We start from the raw sequence: 23,461 nt of genomic DNA on the forward strand, positions 1-23,461 counted from the left end.
TCCTCGATGTTTTTGGGTTCAGTGCTGCCCGGCCGGCTTCCAGCGGATCATCTTCGCCTCGGCAACCGAGACGATGAAGAAGAGGATCACGGCCAAAAGTGCAGCGATGACAACCGTTGCGTAAAGCAGCGGCGAGCGGAAATTATAAGTCGCCTCGATGATGAGCGCGCCGAGCCCGAAGCTGGAACCGATCCACTCCGCCACGATTGCTCCCATGACGCTGCTGGTTGCCGCGATCTTCAGGGCGGCGAACAGGAATGGCAGCGAGCTGGGGAGGCGAACCTTCCAGAGGATTTCGGAGTTGCTGGCCGATAGCACCCGCATCAGGTCAAGCATCGCAGGACTTGCCGAGCGAAGTCCCTGGACCATGTTGACCAGCGTCGGGAAGAAGCAGATGAGGCCGGCAATGATGATCTTCGGGGCAACGCCGTTGCCGAAAATCAAGACGAGGATCGGCGCAAGCGCGATGATCGGGATCGCCTTGATGAAGACGGCGATCGGATAGAAGGCCTTTTCCGCGGTTTTGCTGTGGACGAACCAGATCGCCAAAAGGATAGCGATGAGATTGCCGAAGATAAAGCCGAGAACGGCCTCAAGCACTGTCGGCAGGACGTTTCTGGTGAGCGTCGCGGCATTGTCGCGAAACGCATAGAGGACGTCGAGTGGGCTTGGCGCCATGAAGGTCGGGATCTTGAAAATCCAGATGACCGCCTGCCACAGCGCGATGCAGCCAAGTGCCGCAAGGATTGCCGGCATATGCGAGGAAACGACGCCGACGGTTGCGTCGAGGATGGCGACCTTGCGCGGCGCATTGGCGATGCGGCCAATGTCGGAGTGGACGGCATTGCTCATATGCATTCCTCCAGCAGCGAGCGCAGATGCGCGGTCACCTTGATGAAGTCGACCGTATCGCGCATCGCAAGAGCGCGCGGATAGGGGAGGTCGACCTTCATATATTCCTTCACCCTGCCCGGGTGCGCCTGAAGCATCAGCACATGTTCGCCGAGGAACACGGCCTCTGGGATGGAGTGGGTGACGAAGACGATGGTCGTGCCCGTCTCGCGCCATATGCGCAAGAGTTCCTCATTGAGCTTGTCGCGGGTGATTTCGTCGAGAGCGCCGAATGGCTCATCCATCAAAAGAATGCGCGGCTTGGTCACAAGGGCGCGGGCGATGGCGACCCGCTGGCGCATACCACCGGACAATTCGTGCGGCAGGGCATTTTCGCGCCCCTTCAGGCCGACAAGCGCCAGCAGTTCCATGGGGTCGGCATAGGAACTCTTGTCGTGTTTGCCCACTTCAATGGGAAGGCGGACATTGTCGATAACGCTGCGCCACGGCAGCAATGTCGCTTCCTGAAAAACGAAGGCAAAGTCACGTCCCTCGCGTGCCTGGCGTGGTGGGCGACCGAATACCGAAACCGCACCATCACTGATATGAACGAGATCGGCAATGCAGCGCAGCAGGGTCGACTTGCCGCAACCCGACGGCCCGAGCATGGTGACGAACGACCCTTCCGGAATGTCGACCGAGACATTGGAGAGGGCGGTGAATTCGTTGCCCTTGTCGCCGAAGCGAATGTCGAGATCGCGAACGGAGACGGCAAGTCTCGCCGTTTCGGGTGCTGGAAGCGGCTGCGGCTGTTGGATGGTAGCGGCGCTCATCATGACGGTCACCCGATCTGCTTGCGGATTTCTGATGTCGCGTCGAGGATCGCCATGGTGGCGACGTCGTCGACGGTCGGTGTGGCACCGGTAAATTGCTTGAGATCGGCATAGGCCTTGATCTGGGCGGCCCAATTGTCCTTGTTCATCGCGCCCCAGCCGGTCTGCTTGGTGCTGTCGCCGAAGGAGAAGTCGATGACTGAATGGACGGCCCCGAGCTCGCTCGCCTTGTCGAGATTGGGATAGGCCTCAACCAGCATGTCGACGGCTTCTTCCGGATGGTCGCGCACATAGCCCCAGCCCTTGGCGGCGGCCGTGGTGAAGCGCACCAGCACGTCGGAATGCTTGTCGAGCTGCTCGTCGGTCGTGTAGTAGACGTTTGCGTAGAGCTTCAGGCCCGCATCCCAGAGCATCATGTCGACGCGCTCGTCTCCGAGCACCTTCAGCGCATTGGTGTTCGTCACCCAGCCGGTTACGGCATCGGCCTGACCGGTGATCAGCTGGTTCATGTCGGAACCCATATTGACCATCTTCACCTTGTCCTCCGGAATACCGTTTTGAGCGAGGAGGGCACGCAGAAGAATGAATGCGGTCGGCTGTGTGGCGATCGTCTTGCCGATCATATCCTTCGGCTCACGGATCGGTGATTTCTTCAACGAGAAATATGTAAATGGATGCTTACGGTATCCGGCAAGAAACGCCTTGACCGGCATGCCGGCGGAACGGGCGAGCATAACTGACGGACTTGAGGAGATCTGGCCGATCGCGGATTGGCCGGCGGCAACGCCGGCGACGCCATCGACATTCGGGCCGCCGGGAATGATGGTGAGATTGATGCCCTGTTCGGCAAAAAAACCCTTCTTCTGCGCGGTAACCTCGCCCAGCAGGCCGTTGGAAGCAAGCCAGCCGAGCTGCATGCGAACCTCGGCGACATCGGCCGCCTTGCCGGCACGGACGCCAACGAAAGTTTGGGTTGCGGCGAGGCCTCCGACCAACGCAGCATTGGAGAGAAAACGGCGGCGATTCATCATGAATTGAGACATTCTGACAGTTCCCCTTTTGATTGGGCGATCGGACTTTTCGTCTCGTTATCCACCAATGATGTGATGATGCGGGAATTTAGCGTTCTAATAAAGAACAATTATGCGTATTATCGATTGCCGAAACGGCAACGCTATCCCTTATGGACGACATTGGACAAATGGGGCATCTGATGGGTGGGATGCCGCCTTAACTCTTATTCCACGGACGGCATGAGGCGAGACTTGCAAGGGGGCCGGATCGGCGATTGCTCCTGCCACTCAATCTGCGGTGCGTTTGGATTGCTGTAGGCTCGCATCTCGCCAGGAAGACCAGCGGCGGCGCAGCTCGCCGGGACGAAGGCCATGCCCTTCCTCGAGCATGTCAGCTGCAAGGATCCGATCGGTGCGGAAATGGCGAAAACCCTGGCGCAGCTCGCACCACGCCACCAGAATCCGGCTGGTCTCCGCGTAGCCGAGGATAACGGGCCATACGGTTCTCAGCGTTTCCTCACCTGCGTCCGATCGGTAGCGCAGCCGAAGTTTCCTCCCCTCGCGCACGGCGGCCCGAAGCAGCGACGGATCGATGCTCTCCTCTTCGGGTTGCTGGATTGCGGGCTTGGCGCCGACGCTCGGTTCGACAATGTAGGGGCGCAGGTGTTCGGGAACCATCGCGGCGATCTTCGCAGCGACATCGCGAGCGGCGTTGGCAAGAGCCTTGTCGGCTCGTCCCGCCACCCATTGTGCGCCGAGCATTACCGCCTCGATCTCTTCGCGTGTCAGCATGAGCGGTGGCATGTCGAAATCGGACGAGAGGATGTATCCGAAGCCGGCTTCTCCCTCGATCGGAACCCGCTGGCTCATGAGATCCGCTACATCGCGATAAACCGTGCGTTTCGAGATCTCGAGCTCCTCCGCCAGTGCAGCAGCGGTCACCGGCCTGCTCGACCTGCGCAAGATCTGGATGATTTGAAACAAACGATCGGCACGACGCATGCTTACTGACTCCTGCTGCCAGTATGGTGGCAACAGGCCCGTGCGACAAGGGTCTTCGAGGCGCCCAGCATCTTACGCGCCGAAGGAGTAGCCGATGAAACTAGCATCCACCCGCCTGATCGCAGCAGACATCAAGAAGGTCGTCAGCTTCTATGAAGCACTCACCGGCCAGAAGGCCGAGTGGCTGGCACCCGTCTTTGCTGAAATCGTTACCCCCGCCGCCGCGCTTGCGATCGGAAGCGCGGAGACTGTCGCCCTGTTCAAGGAGGGAAGTGCCGAGCCCCGAGCCAATCGCTCGCTGATCATCGAGTTTCAGGTCGATGACGTCGATCGCGATTTCCTGCGGCTAAAGGACTGGGCCGACATCGTGCACGAGCCGAAAATGATGCCATGGGGCAACAAGGCGGCACAATTGCGCGATCCGGAAGGCACGCTTGTCAGTCTTTACACGCCCGTCACCGATGCCGCCAAGCAGCGTTTTGCCACCCGTTGACATCGGACCATCGTCGAAGAAGCGGGCGGCTGTTGCGCCGCCCTCTTCATGTTCCGACCGAGTATGCAAGCAAATCCGCCAGCGTTCGATACGTAAGGTTGCCGTCGCATACTCGTCATTCGACCACCATCAAACACTGTCGGAGGGTCACGTCGAGTTGACCTAGGCCGAGACCTGTGTTTCCTGCAGATGCCGCCACCGTGGTGGTTGGTCGGGGAGTGCTTCGAGCACGACGGTCGAGCGTCTGACGCTTTGAATTCCATCTGCATCCGATTGCGTTTCGCGATAGGTGAGGCAAGCCCCGTCAGTCCATTGCCTGACGATCTCGATTTCGTCGACCACTATGCGCAGCTTTGGGCTTTTCCCGCGCAGCGGGCCAAAGAAATCGGTCACGGCCTGTTTGTCGAGAACGCCCCCCTGCATGGTGATCATGCGAAACTCTGGTGAGAAACGGTCGAGCAGCAGGGCGAGATCTGCGGGCTGCGCCTCCGCTGTGAACCACGCTTCTATTGCCGCACAGGTCTCGATGATTTCCTCGAACAGTTTGTTGGTGTCAGTCATATCAGGCTCCTTGCCGGATGAGGTTGGACGATGATCAGGCGTGCCCGTCGCCGGATTGCAGGCGCAGAACGAAGGGCAATGGAAGAACGATCAGAAGGGCCGCAATCACAAAGCAGGACCGATACGGCGCAGGATCGCCCGCATTGTCGCTTCCTGCGAGAAGCAGCCCGAGCAAGCCGCCGAGCACGCTTGCACCGAGCGAGAAGCTGAGCTGCCGGTTGATGTTCCAAAGCGCGCTTGCCTCCGCCATCCGGTCCGTCCGGACTGACGTGAAGGCCGCCGTCTGCGCCGTGCTCGTGCAAAGGCTCGCTCCGAAGCCCATAGCGGCAAAGGATAAAATTCTCACCATCGGCAGCCCGGCAAATGGTGTGGCCAACAGCAGTACGCCAAGCGACGTGACAACAATTCCAGCGAGGAAGAGTGGCCTTGGGCCTTGCGACGCAAATAGCCGCCGGGTTGACATGATCGCGACGAAGGATGCGCCGGCCCATGGAAGCATCAGCATTCCGGTCTCGGTGGCGGTCAGACCCAAACGATTCTGCAGGTAAAGCGAGGCGACCAGGTTCACGCCCGTGAACACGCCCGGTACGCAGAGATAGATTATGCTGCCGGTTCTGAGCATCGGATCGGACAGCAGGCGCAGATCGAGCAGCGGCTCGCGCGAGCGAAGCGCATGATGGACATAGGCTGCGCCCGCTGCGATCGCGACTGCAAGCGCGACTGCAGCGTGAGGGGCGCTTCCTGCTTGGCTAATGAGGGTCAATCCAAGGGGCAGGCAGAACAAGGTGATGGCGCTCAGCAGGAAGCCGGCAATGTCAAGCGCTGGTCTGGATTCGCTTGGTCTGTCAGTTGGCGCCCAGACAAGGGTCAGGGCAGCAATCGCCGCAGCAAGCGGTGCAATGCAGATGAATACCCAGCGCCAGGACAGATGATCCACGGCGATGCCACCGATGGCGGGTGAGAGTGCCGGCACCAGCAGTGCAACGGTCATGACCACCGCCGTCAGATGGGCGCGGTCCTGCGGTGGGTAAGCCCGATAGGCCATGCTCTGACCGACCGGTACGAGCAGCCCGCCGCCCAAACCCTGTACCAGTCGCCAGGCGAGAAGTGCTGCAATCCCGGTGGCGGTACCTCCGCCGATGCCGCCTGCCGCCACGACGAGCAGCGAGGAGATGAAGACGCGACGCTCACCGACGCGGCGCGCGAGCCAGCTCCCCACAGGAATCGCGACCGTCAGGCCGAGCATGTAGATGGTGCCGACCCAGGCAAGCTGCGCGACCGATGCGTCGAGCTCTCGTTGCAGTGCTGGCAGAGCGGCGTTGAAGATGAACATGTTGGCGAGATCGACAGCGAAGCCCAGGAGGTAAAGGGTGGCTATGCGGGAGCGGACAGACAAGGGGAAAGCCTTTGATTGAGATCACGCTTACCCGGATATTTCCTTTCCTGTTGCACGCATAGGCGATACAATTCGACATCATCTGTCGAAAATTCTTACCAATTGGAGGAAAACAATGGGTGTTAGTCTTGATCGACTGACGGTTTTCCGTGCTGTCGTGGAAACGGGATCGTTCACGGCTGCCGCCCGGAAGCTCAATCAGGCCAGAGCTGCCGTCAGCTTCAATGTCAAGCAGCTTGAAAGCGAATTGGGGGTCACGCTTCTCCATCGCACCACGCGCAGCCTTGCCCTTACCGATGCGGGTGAGCGATTCTATGCGCGCTGCCTTCGCATCCTCAACGAAGCCGACGACGCGATTTCCGAGGCGCGCATGGCCCAAACGGGACTGAGCGGGAGTTTGCGGCTGACATCAACGGTGGAATATGGCGCCTCCGTGATCGCTCCGGCGCTTCAGAAATTCGCCGCCCTTCATCCGGATCTCGATATCCAGTTCGAAGCGGGCTCGACGAATGTCGATCTATTGCGAGAGCGTTTCGATGTGGCGATCCGCATGGGGCGCAACGAACAATTCCAGACGTCGCCCTATGCGGGTGTGCACCTGGCAACATATCGGCTGAGGCCAGTTGCTTCGCCCGGGCTCATTGCCAGTTTTGAGCGGGGCATTGTCGACACTCCCGCGATGTTGGGTATGCTGCCGCACATAAGCAATGCCACCGTCGAACATGTGAAGAGCTGGACCATGTTCGATAGTCACGGGCGCGAATGCCCGTTCGAGGTGCCGCGCAGGTCTCGGTTTCTGGTCAATAACGCATCGGTGGTCAAGGCACTGACGGTCTCGGGCGCAGGGCTTGCGCTTCTGCCGGATTGGTTCGTCGCGCCGGAACTTGGCAGCGGAGCGCTGGTCGACGTCTTGCCATCCTATCGCTTCCCCGATCAGCAGATCTACGCGATGCATCTGCCCGTACCCGTGGTTCCGCAGAAAATCCGGGCCTGGCTCCGCTTCCTCAAGGATCATGTCGGCCGTTGACTTCGCCATGGCGCGCAAAGCGATCGTTACTCCACACCATGTTCTGGTTCCCGATCAGGTGGCGGCACGCCTCAAAAAACTCCGTCGGATGCCCGGCAGTTGGCAATCAAATCCAAGGAAATTGGCTAGGCGAGGCATGGCCGGATGTCCTGCCCCCTCGGTCGCATCACAGCTGAGGCCGACGCTTTCATCTGCTGGGGACAGCTGTTGTCGGAATTGCGCCCTGGCGGCGAATGGTCCACAAAAGAGCGCGTAGGGTTGTTGTGGCGTCCAGCTTTCATTTTCGGCACGTCCCTGCAACACTTGCGGATCCTACGACGCAAGTCGCGTGGCCGTGGTAATACAAGACGATGTCACATCTCGGAGTTTCCATGCGCCGCTTTGGTCTTTTTGTCGTCGTTACGTTCCTGTTTCTGGCCGTGCTCCTGGCAAGCATCTGGACGGCGCTCGCAGCTTTTTACCGCCTGCAGATGCCGCAACCCGGCCCCATCGCCGTTGCCGCGCTCTTTTGCATCTTCGGATTATTGACACTCATTGCCCTGTTTACGAGACTGCGCTGGCTCGTCTTTGTCATCTTTGCCGCTACATTTGCCGCGGTTCTGATCTGGTGGAGCACCATCACGCCGCCACATGACGTCACCTTCGAGCCGGAGGATGCGCAGCAAGTAACCGGCAAGATCGAAGGCGATCGCTTGGTTCTGACCGGTGTGCGCAATTTCGACTGGCGTTCCAAGACCGACCATACCGAAAAATGGGAAACGCGCAGCTACGATCTGTCGAAGTTGCGCAGCGTCGACCTGTTCATGTCCTATTGGGCCGGCCCCACCATGGCGCATACGATGATGAGCTTCGGCTTCGAAGACGGTGAACAGATTGCCTGGTCCATTGAAGTTAGGTATCCGGTGGGCGGATCCTATTCGCCGATTGCCGATGCTTTCAAGACCGATACACTCATCGTGATTGCAGCCGACGAACGCGACGTCATCGGCCTGCGCATCAACGTGCGCGGCGAGGACGTGTATCTCTATCGCTTGAAGGTGCCGCCCGAAGATATTCGGGCGATATTGGTCGGCTATGTCAACGACGCAAATGCGCTTGCCGCCGAACCGCAATTCTACAATTCGATCACGACCAATTGCACGACGGCAATCGTTCGGATTTTACGACTCGTCGGCGCCAATGTGCCGAACGACTGGCGTCTGCTGGTCAATGGTTATCTGCCCGGCTATCTCTACGATCAGCAGCGTGTCGATACCAGGTTGCCGCTGGCGGAGCTACGCGAGCGTTCGCGCATCAACGAGCGGGCAAAGGCGTTTGGCCTGATGCCGGGTTTTTCGGCAAAAATCAGAGAGGGAGTGCCGGACCCGAACAAATAGCGGCGAGATCACCTTGCGAGCGCGTTCGGTCTCGCTTTGTCACTCTTGCTCAGCCGCGAGCGCCTTTGTTTTCGCCGGTCACCAACAACAGCCTGTTGCAGACTGACCGGCATTGCAGCGCATTCTGTAAAATAACCGGAGAGGCCAGTGCCGACAGGCTCCAATCTGCGGTTCAATCCCAGATGGTCAGCATGGCGTTTTCGACAAAGGCGAGATGGGCGTCCATGGCGTCCCGTGCCGCCTGTCGATCGCCAGCGACGATGGCTTTCACGACGCGATCATGGTCGGCCATAATATGCTGGCGGACACTCTCCATATCGGCAAGATGCCGGTGGAACCTTTCGTCGACATCATCCGATCTGGAATTCCACAATTGATCCAGCAACTCGCGTAGCAGCGCATTGCCGCTGCCCTCAGCCACGGTCAGGTGCAGCGCGCGGTCGTTCTCGGGAGACCAGGAGCCGCTCTTCGTCTCCGCGCGCATCCGCTTGGCGATCGCGACGAGTCTTGCCTTTCCGGCTTCGTCGATATTCTCAGCCGCTGAAGCGGCAGCCGCGGGTTCCAGCAGGCGGCGCACGGCCATGACCTCAAGCGGCGAGTGACCGGTTTCTGGAAGACTGTTGACGGGTTGGTTCGGGGCGCTGACGAAAGCGCCGACGCCGACGCGTACATCGATTAATCCGGCAACTTCAAGCGCGATCAGTGCCTCTCGCACTGTCGGTCGGGATACGCCGAGGCTCGAAGCAAGCTCGCGCTCGGACGGAAGCTGATCGCCCTGCCGTGCGGTACCGTCGGCGATCTGCTCGCGAATCTGATCTGCAATTTGAAGATATAGTTTCCGGTTCGATACGGCTTGAAGTTTCATAGTCATGTGGTGTCCCGCTGATCGCAGATATTTGGAAGAAACGAAGTTCGCTGTCAACTTACCTTCCTGGTGGTCAGGCCACTTGACAGCAAGGTGGCTGTACCGTAGTTGAGCAGTCAGCGACACGAAAAGGCTGTCTGGCGGAGGAGCGGATATGACGGATCTAACGGGCAAGACATGTCTCGTGACGGCTGCAGCGCAAGGTATTGGCCGCGCCGCCGCTCTGGCCTTTGCCGCCGCTGGCGGCCGCGTCTATGCGACCGATATCAACAAGGATGTGCTCGACGAGTTGGGCGGCCTATCCGGGATAGAAACGCGGATCTTGAATGTTCTGGATACGGCGGCGGTGGACACCTTAGTCGCCGAGATCGGCCGCATCGACATATTGTTCAATTGCGCCGGCGTGGTTCATGGCGGGACGATCCTTGAAAGCACCGAGGCCGAACTTGATTTCGCGCTCGATCTCAACCTGAAAGCTCAGGTGCGCACGATCAAGGCGGTATTGCCGGGCATGATCGAGCGCAAGGATGGCGCGATCATTAATATGGCGACCGTCGCATCGTCGGTGAAAGCCGTTCCGAACCGCTTTGTCTATTCGGCCAGTAAGGCAGCTGTGATCGGGCTGACCAAATCGATCGCCGGGGACTATGTCGCGCACGGCATTCGCTGCAACGCGATCTGTCCCGGCACGGTTGACAGCCCGTCACTACAGGAGCGGTTGCGTGCGACCGGCGACTATGAGACGGCCCGCCGCGCATTCATCGCCCGGCAGCCGATCGGCCGCATCGGGACCGCGCAAGAGGTTGCGGATCTTGCCCTCTATCTCGCCGGCGCGACCTACACGACTGGACAAATCCATGTCATCGATGGCGGCTGGACGGCTTGAGGCGATAAGATGAACGCTCTCGTCTCCATGACCGGTATCGACAAAACATTCCCGGGCGTGCGTGCGCTCCAGCATGCCCGCTTCGAGCTGCGCCCCGGCGAAGTGCATGCGCTTATGGGAGAAAATGGCGCCGGCAAGTCGACGATGATGAAGATACTCGCCGGCATCTATCAGGCGGATGCAGGCGAGATAACGATCGACGGTCAGAAGTTCGACACCAACTCACCGGCAAAGGCGCGGGACGCCGGCATCGGCATCATTCATCAGGAACTTATTCTGATGCCGCATCTGACGGCGGCCCAGAATATCCTGATCGGACGTGAATCCCGTCGTGCCTTCGGACTGCTGCTCGATGAGCGCAAGCTCAATGAGCGGGTCCGCGACATATTTCGCTCGATGCGGCTCAATCTCGACCCAAGGGCCATGGTCGAGAGCCTGACGATCGCCAAGCAGCAGATGGTCGAGATCGCCAAGGCGCTCTCCTATCGGTCGCGAATCCTGATCATGGATGAGCCGACGGCGGCTCTGAATGATGCTGAGGTCAACGACCTCTTCGACATCATCAATCGGCTGAAGAGCGAAGGCGTCGGCATTGTCTACATCTCCCACAAGATGGACGAAATAAAGTGCATCGCTGATCGGGTGACCGTCATGCGTGACGGCTCCTACGTCGATACCGTCGATGCCAAGACCACTGAGGTCGGCAAGATCATCTCGATGATGGTCGGGCGGGAAATCACCAGTGAGCTCGCAACCCCGCCGGATCTTTCGCAAAGCCCGATCGTACTCGAGGCGCGGCGGCTCAATCGCGGAACGATGGTGCGCGACGTCTCCTTCACGCTGCGACGTGGCGAGATTCTCGGCTTCGCCGGCTTGATGGGGGCTGGCCGCACGGAAGTCGCGAGGGCCGTATTTGGCGCCGACCGGCTGGTTTCCGGAGAGGTGCTGGTGCATGGCAAGCCCGTGCGCATCCGCTCGCCTCAACACGGGGTGCGGGCCGGCATTGGCTATCTCTCAGAAGACCGCAAGCGCTACGGCCTGTTGGTCGGCATGGACGTCCGCAACAATATCGCAATGGCAAGCATGTCGCGTTTTGTGCGAAGCGGCGGCCTTCTGAACGAAAGCGCGATGCAGCGCATCGCCAGGCGCTATATCGGCGACCTCGCCATCAAGACGCCTTCCGATCGCCAGGAAGTACGCTTCCTGTCCGGCGGCAATCAGCAGAAGGTGGTTATTGCAAAATGGTTGCTGCGCGATTGCGACATTCTGATTTTCGACGAGCCCACACGCGGTATCGACATCGGCGCCAAGTCTGAAATCTATCGCCTGCTGAACGAGCTTGCCGCAGAGGGCAAGGCGATCATCGTCATTTCGTCCGAATTGCCCGAGGTCCTGCGGCTCAGCCATCGCATTGCCGTCATGTGCGAGGGCAGGCTGACGGGGTTTCTGCCGGCAGGGGCCTCCCAGGAGGAGATCATGCATCTGGCTACGCTGCGCGACGGCGCCATCACAGAAGGAAGAAGCAAATGACCTCGAACGTCGACGGCGACGAGAGAACGCTGAAAGAACGGTTTTCCGATTCGAGACAGAAGCTTCTGGCTTTCAGTGGCTTGGTCGTCTTGATCGTCCTCTTCGCCGCAGTGAAGCCTGAGGATTTCCTTCAGGTCAGCACATTGACCAACATTCTCACCTCGACGGCCGTCAACGGCACGCTTGCAATAGCCGCGACCATGATCATCATCACCGGCGGCATCGACCTGTCGATCGGTACGTTGATGACCTTCTGCGCGGTTGCAGCCGGTGTGTTCATCACCTGGCTCGGCCTGCCGATGCCGCTTGGCGTGGTCGGCGCGATCCTCACCGGCGTGGTGTGCGGTGGCATATCCGGCTTCCTGATTGCTTATGCCAAGATCCCTCCCTTCATCACCACGCTTGGCATGATGCTGATCTACAAGGGGCTTTCGCTCCAGATCACCAACACCAAGCCGATCTATTTTACCCAGTCGCCGGAATTCCAGCAGATTGCCAGCGGCTCGATCATCAAGGACATCATTCCGGGTCTGCCGATCGCCAACAGCGCCTTGATTATGGCGATCGTCGCGATCGTGGTCGCCTTCGTCCTCGCCAACACGCTGTTCGGCCGCTTCATCTTTGCGCTGGGCTCGAACGAAGAGGCGCTGCGCCTGTCGGGCGTCAATGTCGATCGCTGGAAAATGGCGGTCTACGCGGTCGCCGGCGGCATCTGTGCGATCGCAGGACTGCTCATTGCCTCGCGCGGCAATTCTGCCCAGCCGGCACAGGGCATGGGCTTCGAGCTCGATGCTATCGCCGCCGTTGTCATCGGCGGGACCTCGCTTGCCGGAGGACGTGGGACTGTGCTCGGCACCATGATCGGCGCCTTCGTTATGAGCGTGGTGCAATACGGGTTGCGCCTCTACGGCATGGCCTCCGAAAAGCAGGTCATGGTGACCGGGCTCATCATCATTCTCGCTGTTTATTCGGACATCTTCTGGCGCAGGAAGGCCTGATCGCCCGACTGCCCCCGTCGAGAGTTAAGACAGTCAAAAAGAGGCAGAACGCCCGCATGCAAGCCCATCGAATTTAACCCACAGGAGGAGTTATGATTACTAGACGTACTATTGTCGGGCTTATGTCCGCAGCCGCTTTCCTCGGCACCGTCGGCATGGCCCAGGCCGCTGACAAGCCCTATATCGCACTGATCTCGAAGGGTTATCAGCATCAGTTCTGGCAGGCCGTGCGCCAGGGCGCCGAACAGGCCGCCAAGGACCTTGACGTAACGGTAAGCTATGAGGGACCTGAGGGCGAATCCGCCATCAACCAGCAGCTCGACATGATCCAGGCGGCCCTTGCCAAGAAGCCCGCTGCTCTCGGCCTTGCGGCGCTCGACAGCCAGGCCGCCATTCCGCTGGTCCAGCAGGCCAAGGATGCAGGTATTCCGATCATCGCCTTCGATTCCGGCGTCGATAGCGATTATCCGCTGACCACGGCCTCGACGGACAGCAAGGCGTCGGCAGCGCTTGCCGCCGACAAGATGGCTGAGCTGATCGGCAGCGAGGGCGAAGTCGCAATCGTTGGGCACGATCAGACGAGCACCACAGGCGTCGATCGTGTCGAAGGGTTCAAGGGCGAGATTGCGGCCAAGTATTCGAAGATCACCATCGTCGACATCCAGTATGGCGGCGGCGACCACACGAAATCGGCCGACATCACCAAGGCGATCATCCAGGCGCATCCGAAGCTCAAGGGCATTTTCGGCACCAATGAGGGCGCAGCGCTCGGCGTCGCCATCGGCAAGAAGGAAGCCGAAAGCAAGGTTGTGGTCATCGGCTACGATTCCGGTGCCGGTCAGATCGATGCGATCAAGGATGGAACGATCGCCGGCTCCATCACCCAGAATCCGGTCGGTATCGGCTACAAGACCGTCGAGGCGGCGGTGAAAGCCACCAAGGGTGAGAAGCTGACCAAACATATCGATACCGGCTTCTATTGGTACGACAAGTCGAACATCGACGATCCGAAGATCGCCGCCGTTCTCTACAAGTAATCGCAAACGGGGCGCCGGCCAGGGCCGGTGCCCCTCTTTATCCGCATCCGGCCAGATGTGCCGGGCGTCGCCGTCGCCCCAGGAGATATTTATGACCGTCATCACCGATCTGAAGGTGCTAGATCTACGCTTTCCGACCTCGCAGCATCTGGACGGTTCGGACGCGATGAATCCGGACCCTGACTATTCGGCTGCTTATGTCATCTTGGAAACCGATCGCGGTCTTGATGGACATGGGCTGACCTTCACTATTGGCCGCGGCAACGAGATCTGCTGCGCGGCGATTGAGGCCATGCGTCATCTTCTCGTCGGGCTCGATCTTGACGAGGTCCGTGCAAATCCGGGTGCAGCCTGGCGCCGGCTGACAGGCGACAGCCAGTTGCGCTGGATCGGTCCGGACAAGGGAGCCATGCATCTTGCGGCTGGTGCGGTCGTCAACGCAATCTGGGATCTGCTGGCGAAAGAGGCAGGCAAGCCCGTATGGCAGCTTGTGGCCGATATGACGCCTGAAGAAATCCTGAAGATCGTGGATTTCCGCTATCTGACCGACGTCCTGACACCGGACGAGGCGCTCGATATTTTGAAGCGGGCGGAAGCCGGCAAGGCCGACCGGATCGCGACCTTAAAGCGCGAGGGATATCGCTGCTATACGACATCGGCGGGCTGGCTGGGCTATTCGGAGGAAAAACTGCGGCGTCTGTGCAAGGAAGCGATCGATGCCGGCTTCAATCACATCAAGATGAAGGTCGGGCGCGATCTGGAGGACGACATCCGCCGCCTGACGATCGTCAGAGAGATTATCGGCCCCGACCGCAACCTGATGATCGATGCCAATCAGGTTTGGGATGTGCCGCAGGCGATCGATTGGTTGAGCCAGTTGGCATTCTCCAAGCCGCTCTTCATTGAAGAGCCAACAAGCCCGGATGACGTTGCCGGGCATCGCAAGATCCGCCAGGCAATCGCGCCGATGAAGGTCGCAACCGGCGAGATGTGCCAGAACCGCATTATGTTCAAGCAGTTCATCGCCGAGGGCGCCATCGACATCGTGCAGATCGACGCCTGCCGCATGGGCGGCCTCAACGAGGTTCTCGCTGTCCTGCTGATCGCTGCCAAATACGGATTGCCGGTCTGGCCGCATGCCGGCGGCGTCGGGCTTTGCGAGTATGTCCAGCACCTGTCGATGATCGACTATCTCTGCGTTTCCGGGACGAAAGAGGGCAGGGTCATCGAGTATGTCGATCATCTGCACGAGCATTTCCTCCATCCATGCGTGATCAAGGATGCAGCCTATATGCCGCCAGCTGCACCGGGTTTCTCGATCGAGATGAAGGCACAGTCGCGCGAAGACTATCGCTTCAAGGCTGGTTGAGGCCAATCCGGCCAGGACTGACGGCTTATCCAGTCGCTTGATCGGAACCGGATGCGGCTGGGCACCGTTGGCGCCCAGCCGCTGCACGTTATTTAACTTGAGTAACCGTTAGCTTACCGTCCACTCGCTCGGCAACGAATTCGATGCTCGCGCCCTTCTTCAGTTTCGCGCGGATGGCGGGATCATCGGCGCGGAACACCATCGTCATGGCTGGCATGTCGAGGTTCTTCAATTGCTCGTGCTTGATCGTGACTTTGTTCGTCTTGGCATCGATCTTTGTGACCACGCCCTTGGTAAATTCCTGCGCATAGGCGCCTGCGGCGGCACTGATGGTGAGGGCGGCGGCAAGAGCAATTTTGACCAGATTTTTCATACTGATGTCTCCTATCTCTCAAAGTTTCAATTGGCGGATACCGATACGTCGCCGTGCATGCCCGCCTCATAGTGGCCGGGGATAAGGCAGGCGAATTTGAACTCGCCGTCGCTGGTGAACTTCCAGAGGATTTCGCCAGATGCACCGGGCGCCAACCGCATCGAGTTGGCGTCGGCATGTTCCATCTCGGGGAATTTCGCCATAACGGCCTTGTGCTCAAGGATCTTGTCCTCCTGGTCGAGCACGAATTCGTGGTCGGACTGGCCGGCATTCTTGAGTGCGATCCTGATCGTCTGTCCCTTGCGGACCTTGATGACTGCCGGCTGAAGGAGCATCTTGCCGTCATCGGTTTCCTTCATGGTGACGCGGATGGTCTGCGTTACCTTGGCCTTGTCGCCGGGCTCGCCGACGGCCATCTTTGCCTCATGACCGCCAGCATGCGTTCCCGATGCCAATGCCGGGCCGGCAAATGCTGCGACGATGATTGCGATTGCGAATGTCTTCATGTGAGATCCTTTCATGGTTGTGAAATATCCGGCCGTTATCCGTGATGCGGCTTCGGGGTAATCTGGGTCTTGGCATCCTTTGCTCTGGTCTGGTCCGGCAGTTCACCGGTCCATTCCCAGGCCTGCGTTCCCGGAGGGTTTTCGTACCAGCCCGGGTCGGCGTAATCGTCCGCGGAGATGCCTTCGCGGACTTTCACTACCGAGAACATTCCGCCCATTTCGATCGGGCCATGCGGCCCCCAGCCGGTCATCATCGGGATCGTGTTTTCGGGTATGGGCATCTCCATTTCGCCCATATCGGCCATGCCCTTGGTGCCCATGGGCATGTAGTCGGGCTGGAGTTTACGGATTTTTTTCGCGAGCTTCGATTTGTCGGTGCCGATGAAGGTCGGAATATCATGTCCCATGGCGTTCATCGTATGGTGTGACTTGTGGCAGTGGATTGCCCAGTCTCCCAAGTATTTCGCGTCGAATTCATAGGCCCGCATGGCGCCAACGGGTATGTCGATGCTGACCTCGGGCCAGCGCGCTTCCGGTCGAACCCAGCCTCCATCCGTGCATGTCACCTCGAAATCATAGCCGTGCATGTGGACCGGATGGTTGGTCATCGTCAGGTTGCCGACGCGGACACGCACGCGGTCATTTTTTGAGACGACGAGCGGACTGATGTCGGGAAAGACACGGCTGTTCCAGCACCACATGTTGAAGTCGGTCATTTCCATGACGCGCGGCACGTAGGAGCCGGGTTCGATGTCGTAGGCATTGAGGAGGAAGACGAAGTCGCGGTCGACCCGCATGAACTTCGGGTCCTTCGGATGGATGACGAAGAAGCCCATCATGCCCATAGCCATCTGGACCATCTCGTCCGAATGCGGGTGATACATGAAGGTGCCAGACTTCACGAGATCGAACTCATAGACGAAGGTCTTGCCGACAGGGATATGCGGCTGCGTCAGGCCACCGACCCCATCCATGCCCGACGGAAGGATCATGCCGTGCCAATGGATAGTCGTGTGCTCCGGCAGCTTGTTGGTGACGAAGATGCGCACGCGGTCACCTTCGACGGCTTCGATCGTCGGGCCCGGCGACTGGCCGTTATAGCCCCAAAGATAGGCCGTCATGCCGTTGGCCATCTCCCGCTCGACAGGCTCGGCCACAAGATGGAATTCCTTGACACCGTTATTCATGCGGTGGGGCAGGGTCCAACCGTTGAGCGTGACGACCGGCTGGTAGTCCGGCCCCGAGGTCGGGTGGATGGGAGGTTGCATGTCGGCCGATGCCATGGTGGCGGCATCCGGCAGGCCCATGGCGGAGGTCTTGGTCCAGGCGCCGGCGGCCAGCAATGCCGCTCCCGCTCCGAACAATTGTCTTCTGTTGAACATCGAGATTTCCTTTCTACTCGTCGGAGCCGGCGGCCATGGCCGGTTCTGCGGCTGCCGACGAAGGTCCGCCGCCATAAATGGCGGGCGCGAGATTGGCGTCTGCGAGCCAGAAGTCGCGTCTGGCGTTGACGGACAGCAGGGTGGCGTTGATTTTCTCACGCGTATCGGTGAGCAGCTCGAACGTATTTGTGATCATGCCGTTGTAGGTGAGCAGTGATTGCTCCGCGACACGGCTGCGTAGCGGCACGACGTTGTTGCGATAGTGACGTGCAATATCGAGGCTCGATCGATAGGCCTGGTAGGCCGATCGCGCTTGCGAGCGGATAGTCACAGCCTTTTCCGCGAGCTGGTTGGCCGAGCGCATATAGGCGAGCTCTGCCTTCCGCATGCGTGCTTTGCCGGTGTCGAAGATCGGAATGGCAAAGCCTATCTCCGCCGATCCGGAGAAATCGACCTTCCTTACCCCATCCTCGCGGCTTCGCTCTGCTTCAAGCCCGGTCACGAGTTCCAGATCCGTGACATAGCGGGTTGCTTCCGTCAGGCCGTAGGACTGCGCGGAGGCCTCGAGCTCCAATCGAGCGACCTTCAGATCGATACGGTTGCGAAGGGCATTCGCCTCGATCGTATCGCGCTGGGCGATCGTCTTTGGCAGGGATGGCAGCCGGTTCGGCAGGCGATAGCTCGTGTCTGCTCCCCAAAGTCCGAGTAGCCGCGTCAGGTCTTCCTTTGCGAGCCGTGCGGCCAGGCGCGCCTTAGCGGTTTCGCCGGCGAGTTCGGCTGCAAATGCATGCTCACGCGCCTGGGCGCCTTTTGCCATTCCACCGGTTTCGCCGAGCTTTTCTGCAAGCTCGGAAGCCGCATCGGCGGATGTCTGTGCTATCTGCAACTGGGCGACATTCTCGTCGGCCGCTACCGCCGTGATCCAGGCACGACGCGTGTTGGCGGCAAGGCCGAGCGTCGCGAGCGCAGCATTCAGCTGCGCCTGCTCAAAACGTGTGTCGGCAAGCGCGACATCCCGCTTCTTGGTGATCAGCGCGAGGATATTGGCGGTGAGTGCCCCCTCGATTGTCCTGAACGCCTCAAGCTCAGGCGTGCCAATGCCCTTCAGGCCAACGGAAGCCGTCGGATTGAGTAGCATGGTCGCCTGCCACGCATCGGCGGCGCTGTCGCCGAGATCGGCATAGGCGGCCTGAAGGCCCTTATTGTTGATGAGCGCGATCTGAACCGCCGTTTCGACGCCAAGCGTCTTCTCGCGAGACAGAAGCACCTTGGTGCGAGCAGTCAGTGCCTTTGCCTGTTCCTGGTTTTGCACCCAGATGGCGTCTTTTACGACTACGGATCTGGTTGTCGCCGACACGGTCGAAAAACCAGCTTGCTTTCCGGCATACTCGGCGCCGCTGACGCAGCCGCCGAGTATGATTGGGAATGCCAAAGTCGCTACAAGTCTTCGAATTGGGATCATGACGCATCTCCCTTCATCGGAGACTGCTGATCATTCTGCCGGCGCCACGGTTTTGGATCGGTCGGTGTGCGGAAAACATAACCCGAGACCGGGGATTGATATCGGACAGGTGTGACAGAGCGTGTCTGTTCGACACCCGCCGATGCGATGACGTCAGGAGGAAAAGTGGATGCGCAGCCGCCCACGAATAGAGGCAGCCCCACCACGACAATGGAAGGTCTCATCTTTAGAAATCCAGATAGGAAATTGCCAATGGCATCCGCGGAAACACTCTCCGCAAAGGCCATGCGAACCCGTCAGATGCGGGCAGATCCTATTTAGATATTCGGGGGGCGATCGAGATTGGGCTGCTCGCCAAGCATATGCCGATCGTCGATGAATTGCCGGACGGAAGACACGGTAAATCCGCCGACCTCATAACCACCGCAAACAATGCCGAAGCTGACGCAGAAATCCTTGCAACATTCCTGTTTGCCGGCCTTGTTCTTACCGAGATCGGATGCATCGCTATGATGGTCGCCGGCAAGATCGGCCTGCGTGGTGCGATGATCGCCATGATCCATCTGCCTCTCGGCGCGGATCTCGGGAAATGCCGATCCATGCATGGCTGCATTTGCGTTGGACAGCGTATAGCCCGCCAGCGATACGATCATCGCTAGCCGCACGACAAGAAGCAATTTGCTCAGTGCGATTCGATAGGCTTTTCCCATGTCGACATCGCTACAATCAAACCTTGCCGTTTTCAAGATCGACCGCGACCAAGATTCGTGGTGTGCCGCGATGACTTGATCCGAAGCCGTTCCTCAAGATATCAAGCCTCTTGAATTTCATGAGGGAGCACCTGGATGCAGGACGAGCAAGCCGCGATTATCGAAGAACTGGGCGTGGCCGCGCAGTTTGACGCCGGGGCGGAAGCCGAGCGACGCACGGCATTCCTGGCGGATTATCTACGCAATAGCGGCGCCTGGGCCTATGTTCTGGGCATCAGCGGCGGGATCGACAGCCTCACGGCGGCTCTTCTCGCGCAGGCGGCAGTAAGCAGGCTGCGTGACAGCGGTTATGCCTGCGAATTCGTCGCGATGCGGTTGCCTTATGGCGTGCAGGCGGATGAAGCCGATGCGCAGGCCGCCCTGGCGACAATCCGGCCCGACCGGTCCGTAACGGTGAACATCAAGCCGGCTGCCGACGCCATGATTGCCGAGATCAAGCGTGACGCACCGGGTATTCTTGGAGGCGAGCGTGAGGATTTTCATCACGGGAACGTGAAGGCGCGCGAACGGATGATTGCTCAATACGCAATCGCTGGCGCCATTCGTGGCCTCGTCATTGGCACAGACCACGCGGCCGAAGCGCTCATGGGCTTCTTCACGAAGTTCGGCGACGGAGCTTCCGACATCCTTCCGCTTGCCGGGCTGAATAAGCGCCGCGTCCGAGCCGTCGCCAAGGTGCTGGGCGCACCGGACAGCCTGATTTTCAAGGTGCCGACGGCGGATCTGGAGACGAATGCTCCTTTGCGGCCTGATGAGGACGCCTATGGGGTGACCTACGATCAGATCGACGACTTTCTGGAAGGGCGGTCTATCGATGGACGGGCATACGACCGTATCCTGACCACCTATCGAAACTCGCGGCACAAACGTGCGCTCCCGGTCACCCCTTAATCGATCAAGGCCGTCCAGTTTACGGGCGCGGCTCAAAGGCAAGTCCAGCAAGACTGCATAGTGGCCTTGCGTGCGAAACTGCTGCCGCCAATGCCCGCGGCGCAACGCTGACCTCTGCGCTTGCTTCGACATTTCCGTTTAAGGGCAAGAAGCGGAGTTCGGCGCCTTTCCTGCTCACATATTCCTTTTGTCAGGTCATCGAGCGGTTTCGATGATCCATCAAGATCGACGAAGGGATCCGTCATTATGAGCAGGCAAGATGATAACAAGGCCATTGTCGGCCGCTGGTTTACCGAGTTCTGGGGCAAGGATGTCAATCTTGCCGTTATCGATGAGATCGCAGCGCCCGACATGCTGTTGAAGTACTCACTGCATGAGCCGCGTCGCGGTCGCGACGACATCAAGGCGTTCATGACCGACTTTCGGGCTGCGTTCCCCGACCTCAACTTCTGGGGCACCGCTGATTTGATCGCCGAAGGCGACTATGTGGTTGGCCAGTGGGAAGGCGGCGGCACGCATACCGGTCCAGCATTCGGTGATTTCCTGATCGGCGTCCTGCCCTCAGCGACCGGTCGCACGATGCGGTTTACCGGTACGACCGTCCTCAAGGTCGTCGACGGCAAGATCGTCGAAGAGATCGGCCTGGATGATGGTCTGACGGCGATGACCCAGCTTGGTCTTGTCAGTGCCACCAGAGGGTAAACATGGTGCCGTGCTGCTCGGGCACGGCGCCATATTTCCAAAGCAGAGCGACCCATCCAGGGAGAGGCTTCAGCAGCAAGTCGCGCCTGGTGCAAAATCTTGGGGAACATTGATGCAATGGCTATCCGGCGCTCCCTCCATCCCGCGCAAACCATATGCCTTGGTCGCAAGAATCGGGTGGTCGACAGTCCCATTTGAAAGCAAGGATTGCGGTGATGGGTACGGCTTGGGGTCGAACTCAATCTGCAACGACACGAAAAGACGGCAATGATCAGTATGGCGACGATTTTCCCGCTTTCCCGGAGGCTTCCGGTGGCAGACGATCCACGCTGGGCACGCATCGTGGCGCGCGACAAGGCGGCGGATGGCGAGCTTTGGTACACTGTTTCGACGACAGGCGTCTATTGCCGCCCATCTTGCCCATCCCGCGCGGCGAACCCAAAGAATGTCGCACTCCACGACACGCTGGAAAGCGCCCGGGCAACGGGTTTTCGTCCGTGCAAACGCTGCAATCCCGACGGTCTATCGCTCGAATCTGGGAATGCGGCGCTCATCGCAAGGGCTTGCCGTATGATCGAAGACAGCGAAGAGGAGCCCTCCCTCGAGACGCTGGCCGGTGCCTTGGACCGCAGCCCGAGTTACTTTCATCGCCTCTTCAAATCGACGACAGGCCTCACACCAAAGGACTACGCCGCAGCCGACCGGGCCAAGAAGGTTCGCGAGAGTCTCGATATTGGCAATAGCGTCACCGAGGCGATCTATGATGCAGGCTTCAATTCGAGTGGTCGCTTTTACGAAAAATCGACGGGCATGCTTGGCATGACACCGACACAATATCGTCGTGGCGGCGAAAATGAGGAGATCAAGTTTGCGGTCGGACAGACGTCGCTCGGGGCAATCCTGGTTGCCTCGAGCAAAAAGGGCGTCGCCTCGATCCTTTTGGGTGACGATCCTGACGAGCTGGTTCGCGACTTGCAGGATCGTTTCCCGAAAGCTCATCTGATCGGCGCTGACCGCGACTATGAGGCACTGATCGCGCGGGTCGTGGGATTTGTCGAGAATCCGCTTGTCGGCCTGGATCTGCCCCTGGACGTGCGCGGGACGGCGTTTCAGCGGCGCGTCTGGCAGGCCTTGCAGGAAATTCCCGTTGGCAATCATGTGTCTTACGCGGAGATTGCACGCCGCATCGGCGCGCCGAAGGCCGTACGAGCGGTCGCGGGCGCATGCGCTGCCAACAATCTCGCCGTGGCGATACCCTGCCACCGGGTGGTGCGCAACGATGGTGCGCTTTCCGGATATGCCTGGGGTGTGGATCGCAAGCGCGCGCTCCTTGAGCGTGAAGCGCTGAAGACGGCATCGGTATGAGGATTACACCTCCTATCCCGAATAAGCGGCTGGCCTCATATCGAAATGATGTGAAGCTGAAACCAATCATGTCCACCTCTGTCGCAGACGGTCGGCCAATGCCCTTACATATGGAGGTCGGTGCACCTGATGAATCTGTTTTCGCACTATGATCGTTCGGCTACATTTCTTGCAAATCTCGACGACGACTGGGCGAGGCTCATTCGTCTCGTCGGGCCTTGCCTGCACGATCCAAAGGCCGCTCGCGAGCCCTATGAGGCGCTGGTGCGGGCAATCGCCTATCAACAGCTGACGGCCAAGGCCGGTGATGCAATCATCGGGCGTCTCAAAGCATTGTTCGACGATCGCGAGTTCCCGCGTCCGGAAGAGCTGATTGCCGCCGATTTCGATAGAATGAGGGCCTGTGGTTTTTCCGCGAGCAAGGTTGCAACGATCAAGGCGATTGCCGAAGGCGCGCTGACGGGCATCGTGCCCAGTCATGAGCTTGCCGTCACGATGGATGACGAGACACTCATCGAACGGATGATCAGTATCAAAGGCGTCGGGCGTTGGACCGTCGAGATGCTCCTGATGTATTCTTTGGAACGCACGGATGTCCTGCCTGCTGACGATTTCGGCGTGCGCGAAGGCTATCGCGCGCTGAAGTCGCTACCGGAGCAGCCCAAGCCCAAGGAACTGCGCAAGCTGTCGGAGGCCTGGTCGCCACACCGCACCGTCGCCGCGTGGTATCTTTGGCGTATGCCGCGTGAACGTGGAAATGTGCTGAAGTAGGACCTATGGCAATTGCAAATTT

The 23,461-nt window shown here is 59.4% G+C and carries 25 protein-coding genes; 12 read left to right on the top strand and 13 right to left on the bottom strand.

What is annotated here, in order from left to right:
• Positions 1 to 18 precede the first annotated feature (18 nt).
• The 4 genes from GGD46_RS16565 to GGD46_RS16580 form a co-directional block, all read right to left on the bottom strand.
• Complete coding sequence (locus tag GGD46_RS16565; protein ID WP_184705765.1) at positions 19 to 852, bottom strand: ABC transporter permease; 834 nt, start codon at positions 850 to 852, stop codon at positions 19 to 21.
• Positions 849 to 1,667 (bottom strand): ABC transporter ATP-binding protein, encoded by an 819-nt coding sequence (locus GGD46_RS16570; RefSeq protein ID WP_184705767.1) that lies wholly within the window; start codon positions 1,665 to 1,667, stop codon positions 849 to 851. The genes GGD46_RS16565 and GGD46_RS16570 overlap by 4 nt, the downstream gene beginning before the upstream one ends.
• 5 nt (positions 1,668 to 1,672) lie before the next feature.
• A complete protein-coding gene (locus GGD46_RS16575; RefSeq protein ID WP_184705769.1) occupies positions 1,673 to 2,707 on the bottom strand; it encodes an ABC transporter substrate-binding protein in 1,035 nt (344 codons plus the stop codon).
• Between the two features lie 258 nt (positions 2,708 to 2,965).
• Complete coding sequence (locus GGD46_RS16580) at positions 2,966 to 3,679, bottom strand: YafY family protein (protein ID WP_184705771.1); 714 nt, start codon at positions 3,677 to 3,679, stop codon at positions 2,966 to 2,968.
• Between the two features lie 94 nt (positions 3,680 to 3,773).
• On the opposite strand from GGD46_RS16580, the gene GGD46_RS16585 reads away from it, so the two are divergent.
• The gene (locus GGD46_RS16585; RefSeq protein ID WP_184705773.1) at positions 3,774 to 4,172 is read left to right on the top strand and encodes a VOC family protein; all 399 of its coding nucleotides are present in this window, start codon (positions 3,774 to 3,776) and stop codon (positions 4,170 to 4,172) included.
• A gap of 162 nt (positions 4,173 to 4,334) precedes the next feature.
• Here the strand turns inward: GGD46_RS16585 and GGD46_RS16590 are convergent, their stop codons facing one another.
• Together GGD46_RS16590 and GGD46_RS16595 are read right to left on the bottom strand one after the other, a co-directional pair.
• The gene (locus GGD46_RS16590) at positions 4,335 to 4,733 is read right to left on the bottom strand and encodes a DUF4440 domain-containing protein (RefSeq protein WP_184705775.1); all 399 of its coding nucleotides are present in this window, start codon (positions 4,731 to 4,733) and stop codon (positions 4,335 to 4,337) included.
• Positions 4,734 to 4,767: 34 nt separating this feature from the next.
• Complete coding sequence (locus GGD46_RS16595) at positions 4,768 to 6,129, bottom strand: MFS transporter (protein ID WP_184705777.1); 1,362 nt, start codon at positions 6,127 to 6,129, stop codon at positions 4,768 to 4,770.
• 115 nt (positions 6,130 to 6,244) lie between these two features.
• Here GGD46_RS16595 and GGD46_RS16600 point away from each other — a divergent pair, with 115 nt between their 5' ends.
• Together GGD46_RS16600 and GGD46_RS16605 are read left to right on the top strand one after the other, a co-directional pair.
• Positions 6,245 to 7,156, top strand: coding sequence for a LysR family transcriptional regulator (locus tag GGD46_RS16600; protein WP_184705779.1), 912 nt, complete (start codon positions 6,245 to 6,247; stop codon positions 7,154 to 7,156).
• 371 nt (positions 7,157 to 7,527) lie between these two features.
• Positions 7,528 to 8,532, top strand: coding sequence for a DUF4105 domain-containing protein (locus GGD46_RS16605; protein WP_184705781.1), 1,005 nt, complete (start codon positions 7,528 to 7,530; stop codon positions 8,530 to 8,532).
• A gap of 172 nt (positions 8,533 to 8,704) precedes the next feature.
• Here GGD46_RS16605 and GGD46_RS16610 read toward each other — a convergent pair whose 3' ends face one another.
• The gene (locus GGD46_RS16610; RefSeq protein WP_184705783.1) at positions 8,705 to 9,403 is read right to left on the bottom strand and encodes a FadR/GntR family transcriptional regulator; all 699 of its coding nucleotides are present in this window, start codon (positions 9,401 to 9,403) and stop codon (positions 8,705 to 8,707) included.
• A 148-nt stretch (positions 9,404 to 9,551) separates the two neighbouring features.
• Between GGD46_RS16610 and GGD46_RS16615 the strand changes: the two genes are divergently transcribed.
• The 5 genes from GGD46_RS16615 (at position 9,552) to GGD46_RS16635 (ending at position 15,217) form a co-directional block, all read left to right on the top strand.
• On the top strand, positions 9,552 to 10,283 hold the full coding sequence (locus GGD46_RS16615; RefSeq protein WP_184705785.1) for an SDR family oxidoreductase: 732 nt from the start codon (positions 9,552 to 9,554) through the stop codon (positions 10,281 to 10,283).
• A 9-nt stretch (positions 10,284 to 10,292) separates the two neighbouring features.
• Positions 10,293 to 11,813 (top strand): sugar ABC transporter ATP-binding protein, encoded by a 1,521-nt coding sequence (locus GGD46_RS16620; protein ID WP_184705787.1) that lies wholly within the window; start codon positions 10,293 to 10,295, stop codon positions 11,811 to 11,813.
• Positions 11,810 to 12,811, top strand: coding sequence for an ABC transporter permease (locus GGD46_RS16625; RefSeq protein WP_184705789.1), 1,002 nt, complete (start codon positions 11,810 to 11,812; stop codon positions 12,809 to 12,811). The genes GGD46_RS16620 and GGD46_RS16625 overlap by 4 nt, the downstream gene beginning before the upstream one ends.
• Before the next feature lie 92 nt (positions 12,812 to 12,903).
• Complete coding sequence (locus GGD46_RS16630) at positions 12,904 to 13,848, top strand: ABC transporter substrate-binding protein (RefSeq protein WP_184705791.1); 945 nt, start codon at positions 12,904 to 12,906, stop codon at positions 13,846 to 13,848.
• Between the two features lie 91 nt (positions 13,849 to 13,939).
• Entirely contained in the window at positions 13,940 to 15,217 is a 1,278-nt protein-coding gene (locus GGD46_RS16635; protein WP_184705793.1) for an L-fuconate dehydratase, read from the top strand.
• Between the two features lie 88 nt (positions 15,218 to 15,305).
• On the opposite strand, the gene GGD46_RS16640 is transcribed toward GGD46_RS16635, so the two are convergent.
• The 6 genes from GGD46_RS16640 to GGD46_RS16660 all read right to left on the bottom strand — a co-directional run bounded on the left by GGD46_RS16640 (position 15,306) and on the right by GGD46_RS16660 (position 19,650).
• A complete protein-coding gene (locus tag GGD46_RS16640) occupies positions 15,306 to 15,590 on the bottom strand; it encodes a copper-binding protein (protein ID WP_184705795.1) in 285 nt (94 codons plus the stop codon).
• Between the two features lie 26 nt (positions 15,591 to 15,616).
• A complete protein-coding gene (locus tag GGD46_RS16645; protein WP_184705797.1) occupies positions 15,617 to 16,096 on the bottom strand; it encodes a plastocyanin/azurin family copper-binding protein in 480 nt (159 codons plus the stop codon).
• Positions 16,097 to 16,131: 35 nt separating this feature from the next.
• Positions 16,132 to 17,478 carry a multicopper oxidase family protein gene (locus GGD46_RS16650; RefSeq protein ID WP_184705799.1) on the bottom strand — a complete coding sequence of 449 codons (1,347 nt, stop codon included), beginning with the start codon at positions 17,476 to 17,478 and terminating at the stop codon, positions 16,132 to 16,134.
• Between the two features lie 13 nt (positions 17,479 to 17,491).
• Positions 17,492 to 18,940, bottom strand: a complete 1,449-nt coding sequence (locus tag GGD46_RS16655; protein ID WP_184705801.1) for a TolC family protein — start codon at positions 18,938 to 18,940, stop codon at positions 17,492 to 17,494.
• Positions 18,937 to 19,164 (bottom strand): hypothetical protein, encoded by a 228-nt coding sequence (locus GGD46_RS33800; RefSeq protein WP_246806344.1) that lies wholly within the window; start codon positions 19,162 to 19,164, stop codon positions 18,937 to 18,939. The genes GGD46_RS16655 and GGD46_RS33800 overlap by 4 nt, the downstream gene beginning before the upstream one ends.
• Positions 19,165 to 19,257: 93 nt before the next feature.
• On the bottom strand, positions 19,258 to 19,650 hold the full coding sequence (locus GGD46_RS16660) for a hypothetical protein (RefSeq protein WP_184705803.1): 393 nt from the start codon (positions 19,648 to 19,650) through the stop codon (positions 19,258 to 19,260).
• A gap of 135 nt (positions 19,651 to 19,785) precedes the next feature.
• Here GGD46_RS16660 and nadE point away from each other — a divergent pair, with 135 nt between their 5' ends.
• From nadE to GGD46_RS16680, 4 genes are all read left to right on the top strand, one after another.
• Positions 19,786 to 20,601, top strand: coding sequence for an ammonia-dependent NAD(+) synthetase (nadE, locus tag GGD46_RS16665; protein WP_184705805.1), 816 nt, complete (start codon positions 19,786 to 19,788; stop codon positions 20,599 to 20,601).
• Between the two features lie 246 nt (positions 20,602 to 20,847).
• Positions 20,848 to 21,303 carry an ester cyclase gene (locus GGD46_RS16670; RefSeq protein WP_184705807.1) on the top strand — a complete coding sequence of 152 codons (456 nt, stop codon included), beginning with the start codon at positions 20,848 to 20,850 and terminating at the stop codon, positions 21,301 to 21,303.
• A gap of 276 nt (positions 21,304 to 21,579) precedes the next feature.
• Positions 21,580 to 22,668 (top strand): bifunctional DNA-binding transcriptional regulator/O6-methylguanine-DNA methyltransferase Ada, encoded by a 1,089-nt coding sequence (gene ada, locus GGD46_RS16675; protein WP_184705809.1) that lies wholly within the window; start codon positions 21,580 to 21,582, stop codon positions 22,666 to 22,668.
• Positions 22,669 to 22,797: 129 nt separating this feature from the next.
• Entirely contained in the window at positions 22,798 to 23,439 is a 642-nt protein-coding gene (locus GGD46_RS16680; protein WP_184705811.1) for a DNA-3-methyladenine glycosylase, read from the top strand.
• Positions 23,440 to 23,461 lie beyond the last annotated feature (22 nt).

It is taken from the genome of Martinezella lusitana, assembly GCF_014207095.1.
GTDB lineage: Bacteria > Pseudomonadota > Alphaproteobacteria > Rhizobiales > Rhizobiaceae > Rhizobium > Rhizobium lusitanum_B.

Excerpts from the sequence above, each read along its gene's own strand:
- GGD46_RS16565 (WP_184705765.1), bottom strand. The coding sequence starts at position 852 with ATGAGCAATGCCGTCCACTCCGACATTGGCCGCATCGCCAATGCGCCG.
- GGD46_RS16570 (WP_184705767.1), bottom strand. The coding sequence starts at position 1,667 with ATGATGAGCGCCGCTACCATCCAACAGCCGCAGCCGCTTCCAGCACCC.
- GGD46_RS16575 (WP_184705769.1), bottom strand. The coding sequence starts at position 2,707 with ATGTCTCAATTCATGATGAATCGCCGCCGTTTTCTCTCCAATGCTGCG.
- GGD46_RS16580 (WP_184705771.1), bottom strand. The coding sequence starts at position 3,679 with ATGCGTCGTGCCGATCGTTTGTTTCAAATCATCCAGATCTTGCGCAGG.
- GGD46_RS16585 (WP_184705773.1), top strand. The coding sequence starts at position 3,774 with ATGAAACTAGCATCCACCCGCCTGATCGCAGCAGACATCAAGAAGGTC.
- GGD46_RS16590 (WP_184705775.1), bottom strand. The coding sequence starts at position 4,733 with ATGACTGACACCAACAAACTGTTCGAGGAAATCATCGAGACCTGTGCG.
- GGD46_RS16600 (WP_184705779.1), top strand. The coding sequence starts at position 6,245 with ATGGGTGTTAGTCTTGATCGACTGACGGTTTTCCGTGCTGTCGTGGAA.
- GGD46_RS16605 (WP_184705781.1), top strand. The coding sequence starts at position 7,528 with ATGCGCCGCTTTGGTCTTTTTGTCGTCGTTACGTTCCTGTTTCTGGCC.
- GGD46_RS16610 (WP_184705783.1), bottom strand. The coding sequence starts at position 9,403 with ATGACTATGAAACTTCAAGCCGTATCGAACCGGAAACTATATCTTCAA.
- GGD46_RS16615 (WP_184705785.1), top strand. The coding sequence starts at position 9,552 with ATGACGGATCTAACGGGCAAGACATGTCTCGTGACGGCTGCAGCGCAA.
- GGD46_RS16620 (WP_184705787.1), top strand. The coding sequence starts at position 10,293 with ATGAACGCTCTCGTCTCCATGACCGGTATCGACAAAACATTCCCGGGC.
- GGD46_RS16625 (WP_184705789.1), top strand. The coding sequence starts at position 11,810 with ATGACCTCGAACGTCGACGGCGACGAGAGAACGCTGAAAGAACGGTTT.
- GGD46_RS16630 (WP_184705791.1), top strand. The coding sequence starts at position 12,904 with ATGATTACTAGACGTACTATTGTCGGGCTTATGTCCGCAGCCGCTTTC.
- GGD46_RS16635 (WP_184705793.1), top strand. The coding sequence starts at position 13,940 with ATGACCGTCATCACCGATCTGAAGGTGCTAGATCTACGCTTTCCGACC.
- GGD46_RS16640 (WP_184705795.1), bottom strand. The coding sequence starts at position 15,590 with ATGAAAAATCTGGTCAAAATTGCTCTTGCCGCCGCCCTCACCATCAGT.
- GGD46_RS16645 (WP_184705797.1), bottom strand. The coding sequence starts at position 16,096 with ATGAAGACATTCGCAATCGCAATCATCGTCGCAGCATTTGCCGGCCCG.
- GGD46_RS16650 (WP_184705799.1), bottom strand. The coding sequence starts at position 17,478 with ATGTTCAACAGAAGACAATTGTTCGGAGCGGGAGCGGCATTGCTGGCC.
- GGD46_RS16655 (WP_184705801.1), bottom strand. The coding sequence starts at position 18,940 with ATGATCCCAATTCGAAGACTTGTAGCGACTTTGGCATTCCCAATCATA.
- GGD46_RS33800 (WP_246806344.1), bottom strand. The coding sequence starts at position 19,164 with ATGAGACCTTCCATTGTCGTGGTGGGGCTGCCTCTATTCGTGGGCGGC.
- GGD46_RS16660 (WP_184705803.1), bottom strand. The coding sequence starts at position 19,650 with ATGGGAAAAGCCTATCGAATCGCACTGAGCAAATTGCTTCTTGTCGTG.
- nadE (WP_184705805.1), top strand. The coding sequence starts at position 19,786 with ATGCAGGACGAGCAAGCCGCGATTATCGAAGAACTGGGCGTGGCCGCG.
- GGD46_RS16670 (WP_184705807.1), top strand. The coding sequence starts at position 20,848 with ATGAGCAGGCAAGATGATAACAAGGCCATTGTCGGCCGCTGGTTTACC.
- ada (WP_184705809.1), top strand. The coding sequence starts at position 21,580 with ATGGCGACGATTTTCCCGCTTTCCCGGAGGCTTCCGGTGGCAGACGAT.
- GGD46_RS16680 (WP_184705811.1), top strand. The coding sequence starts at position 22,798 with ATGAATCTGTTTTCGCACTATGATCGTTCGGCTACATTTCTTGCAAAT.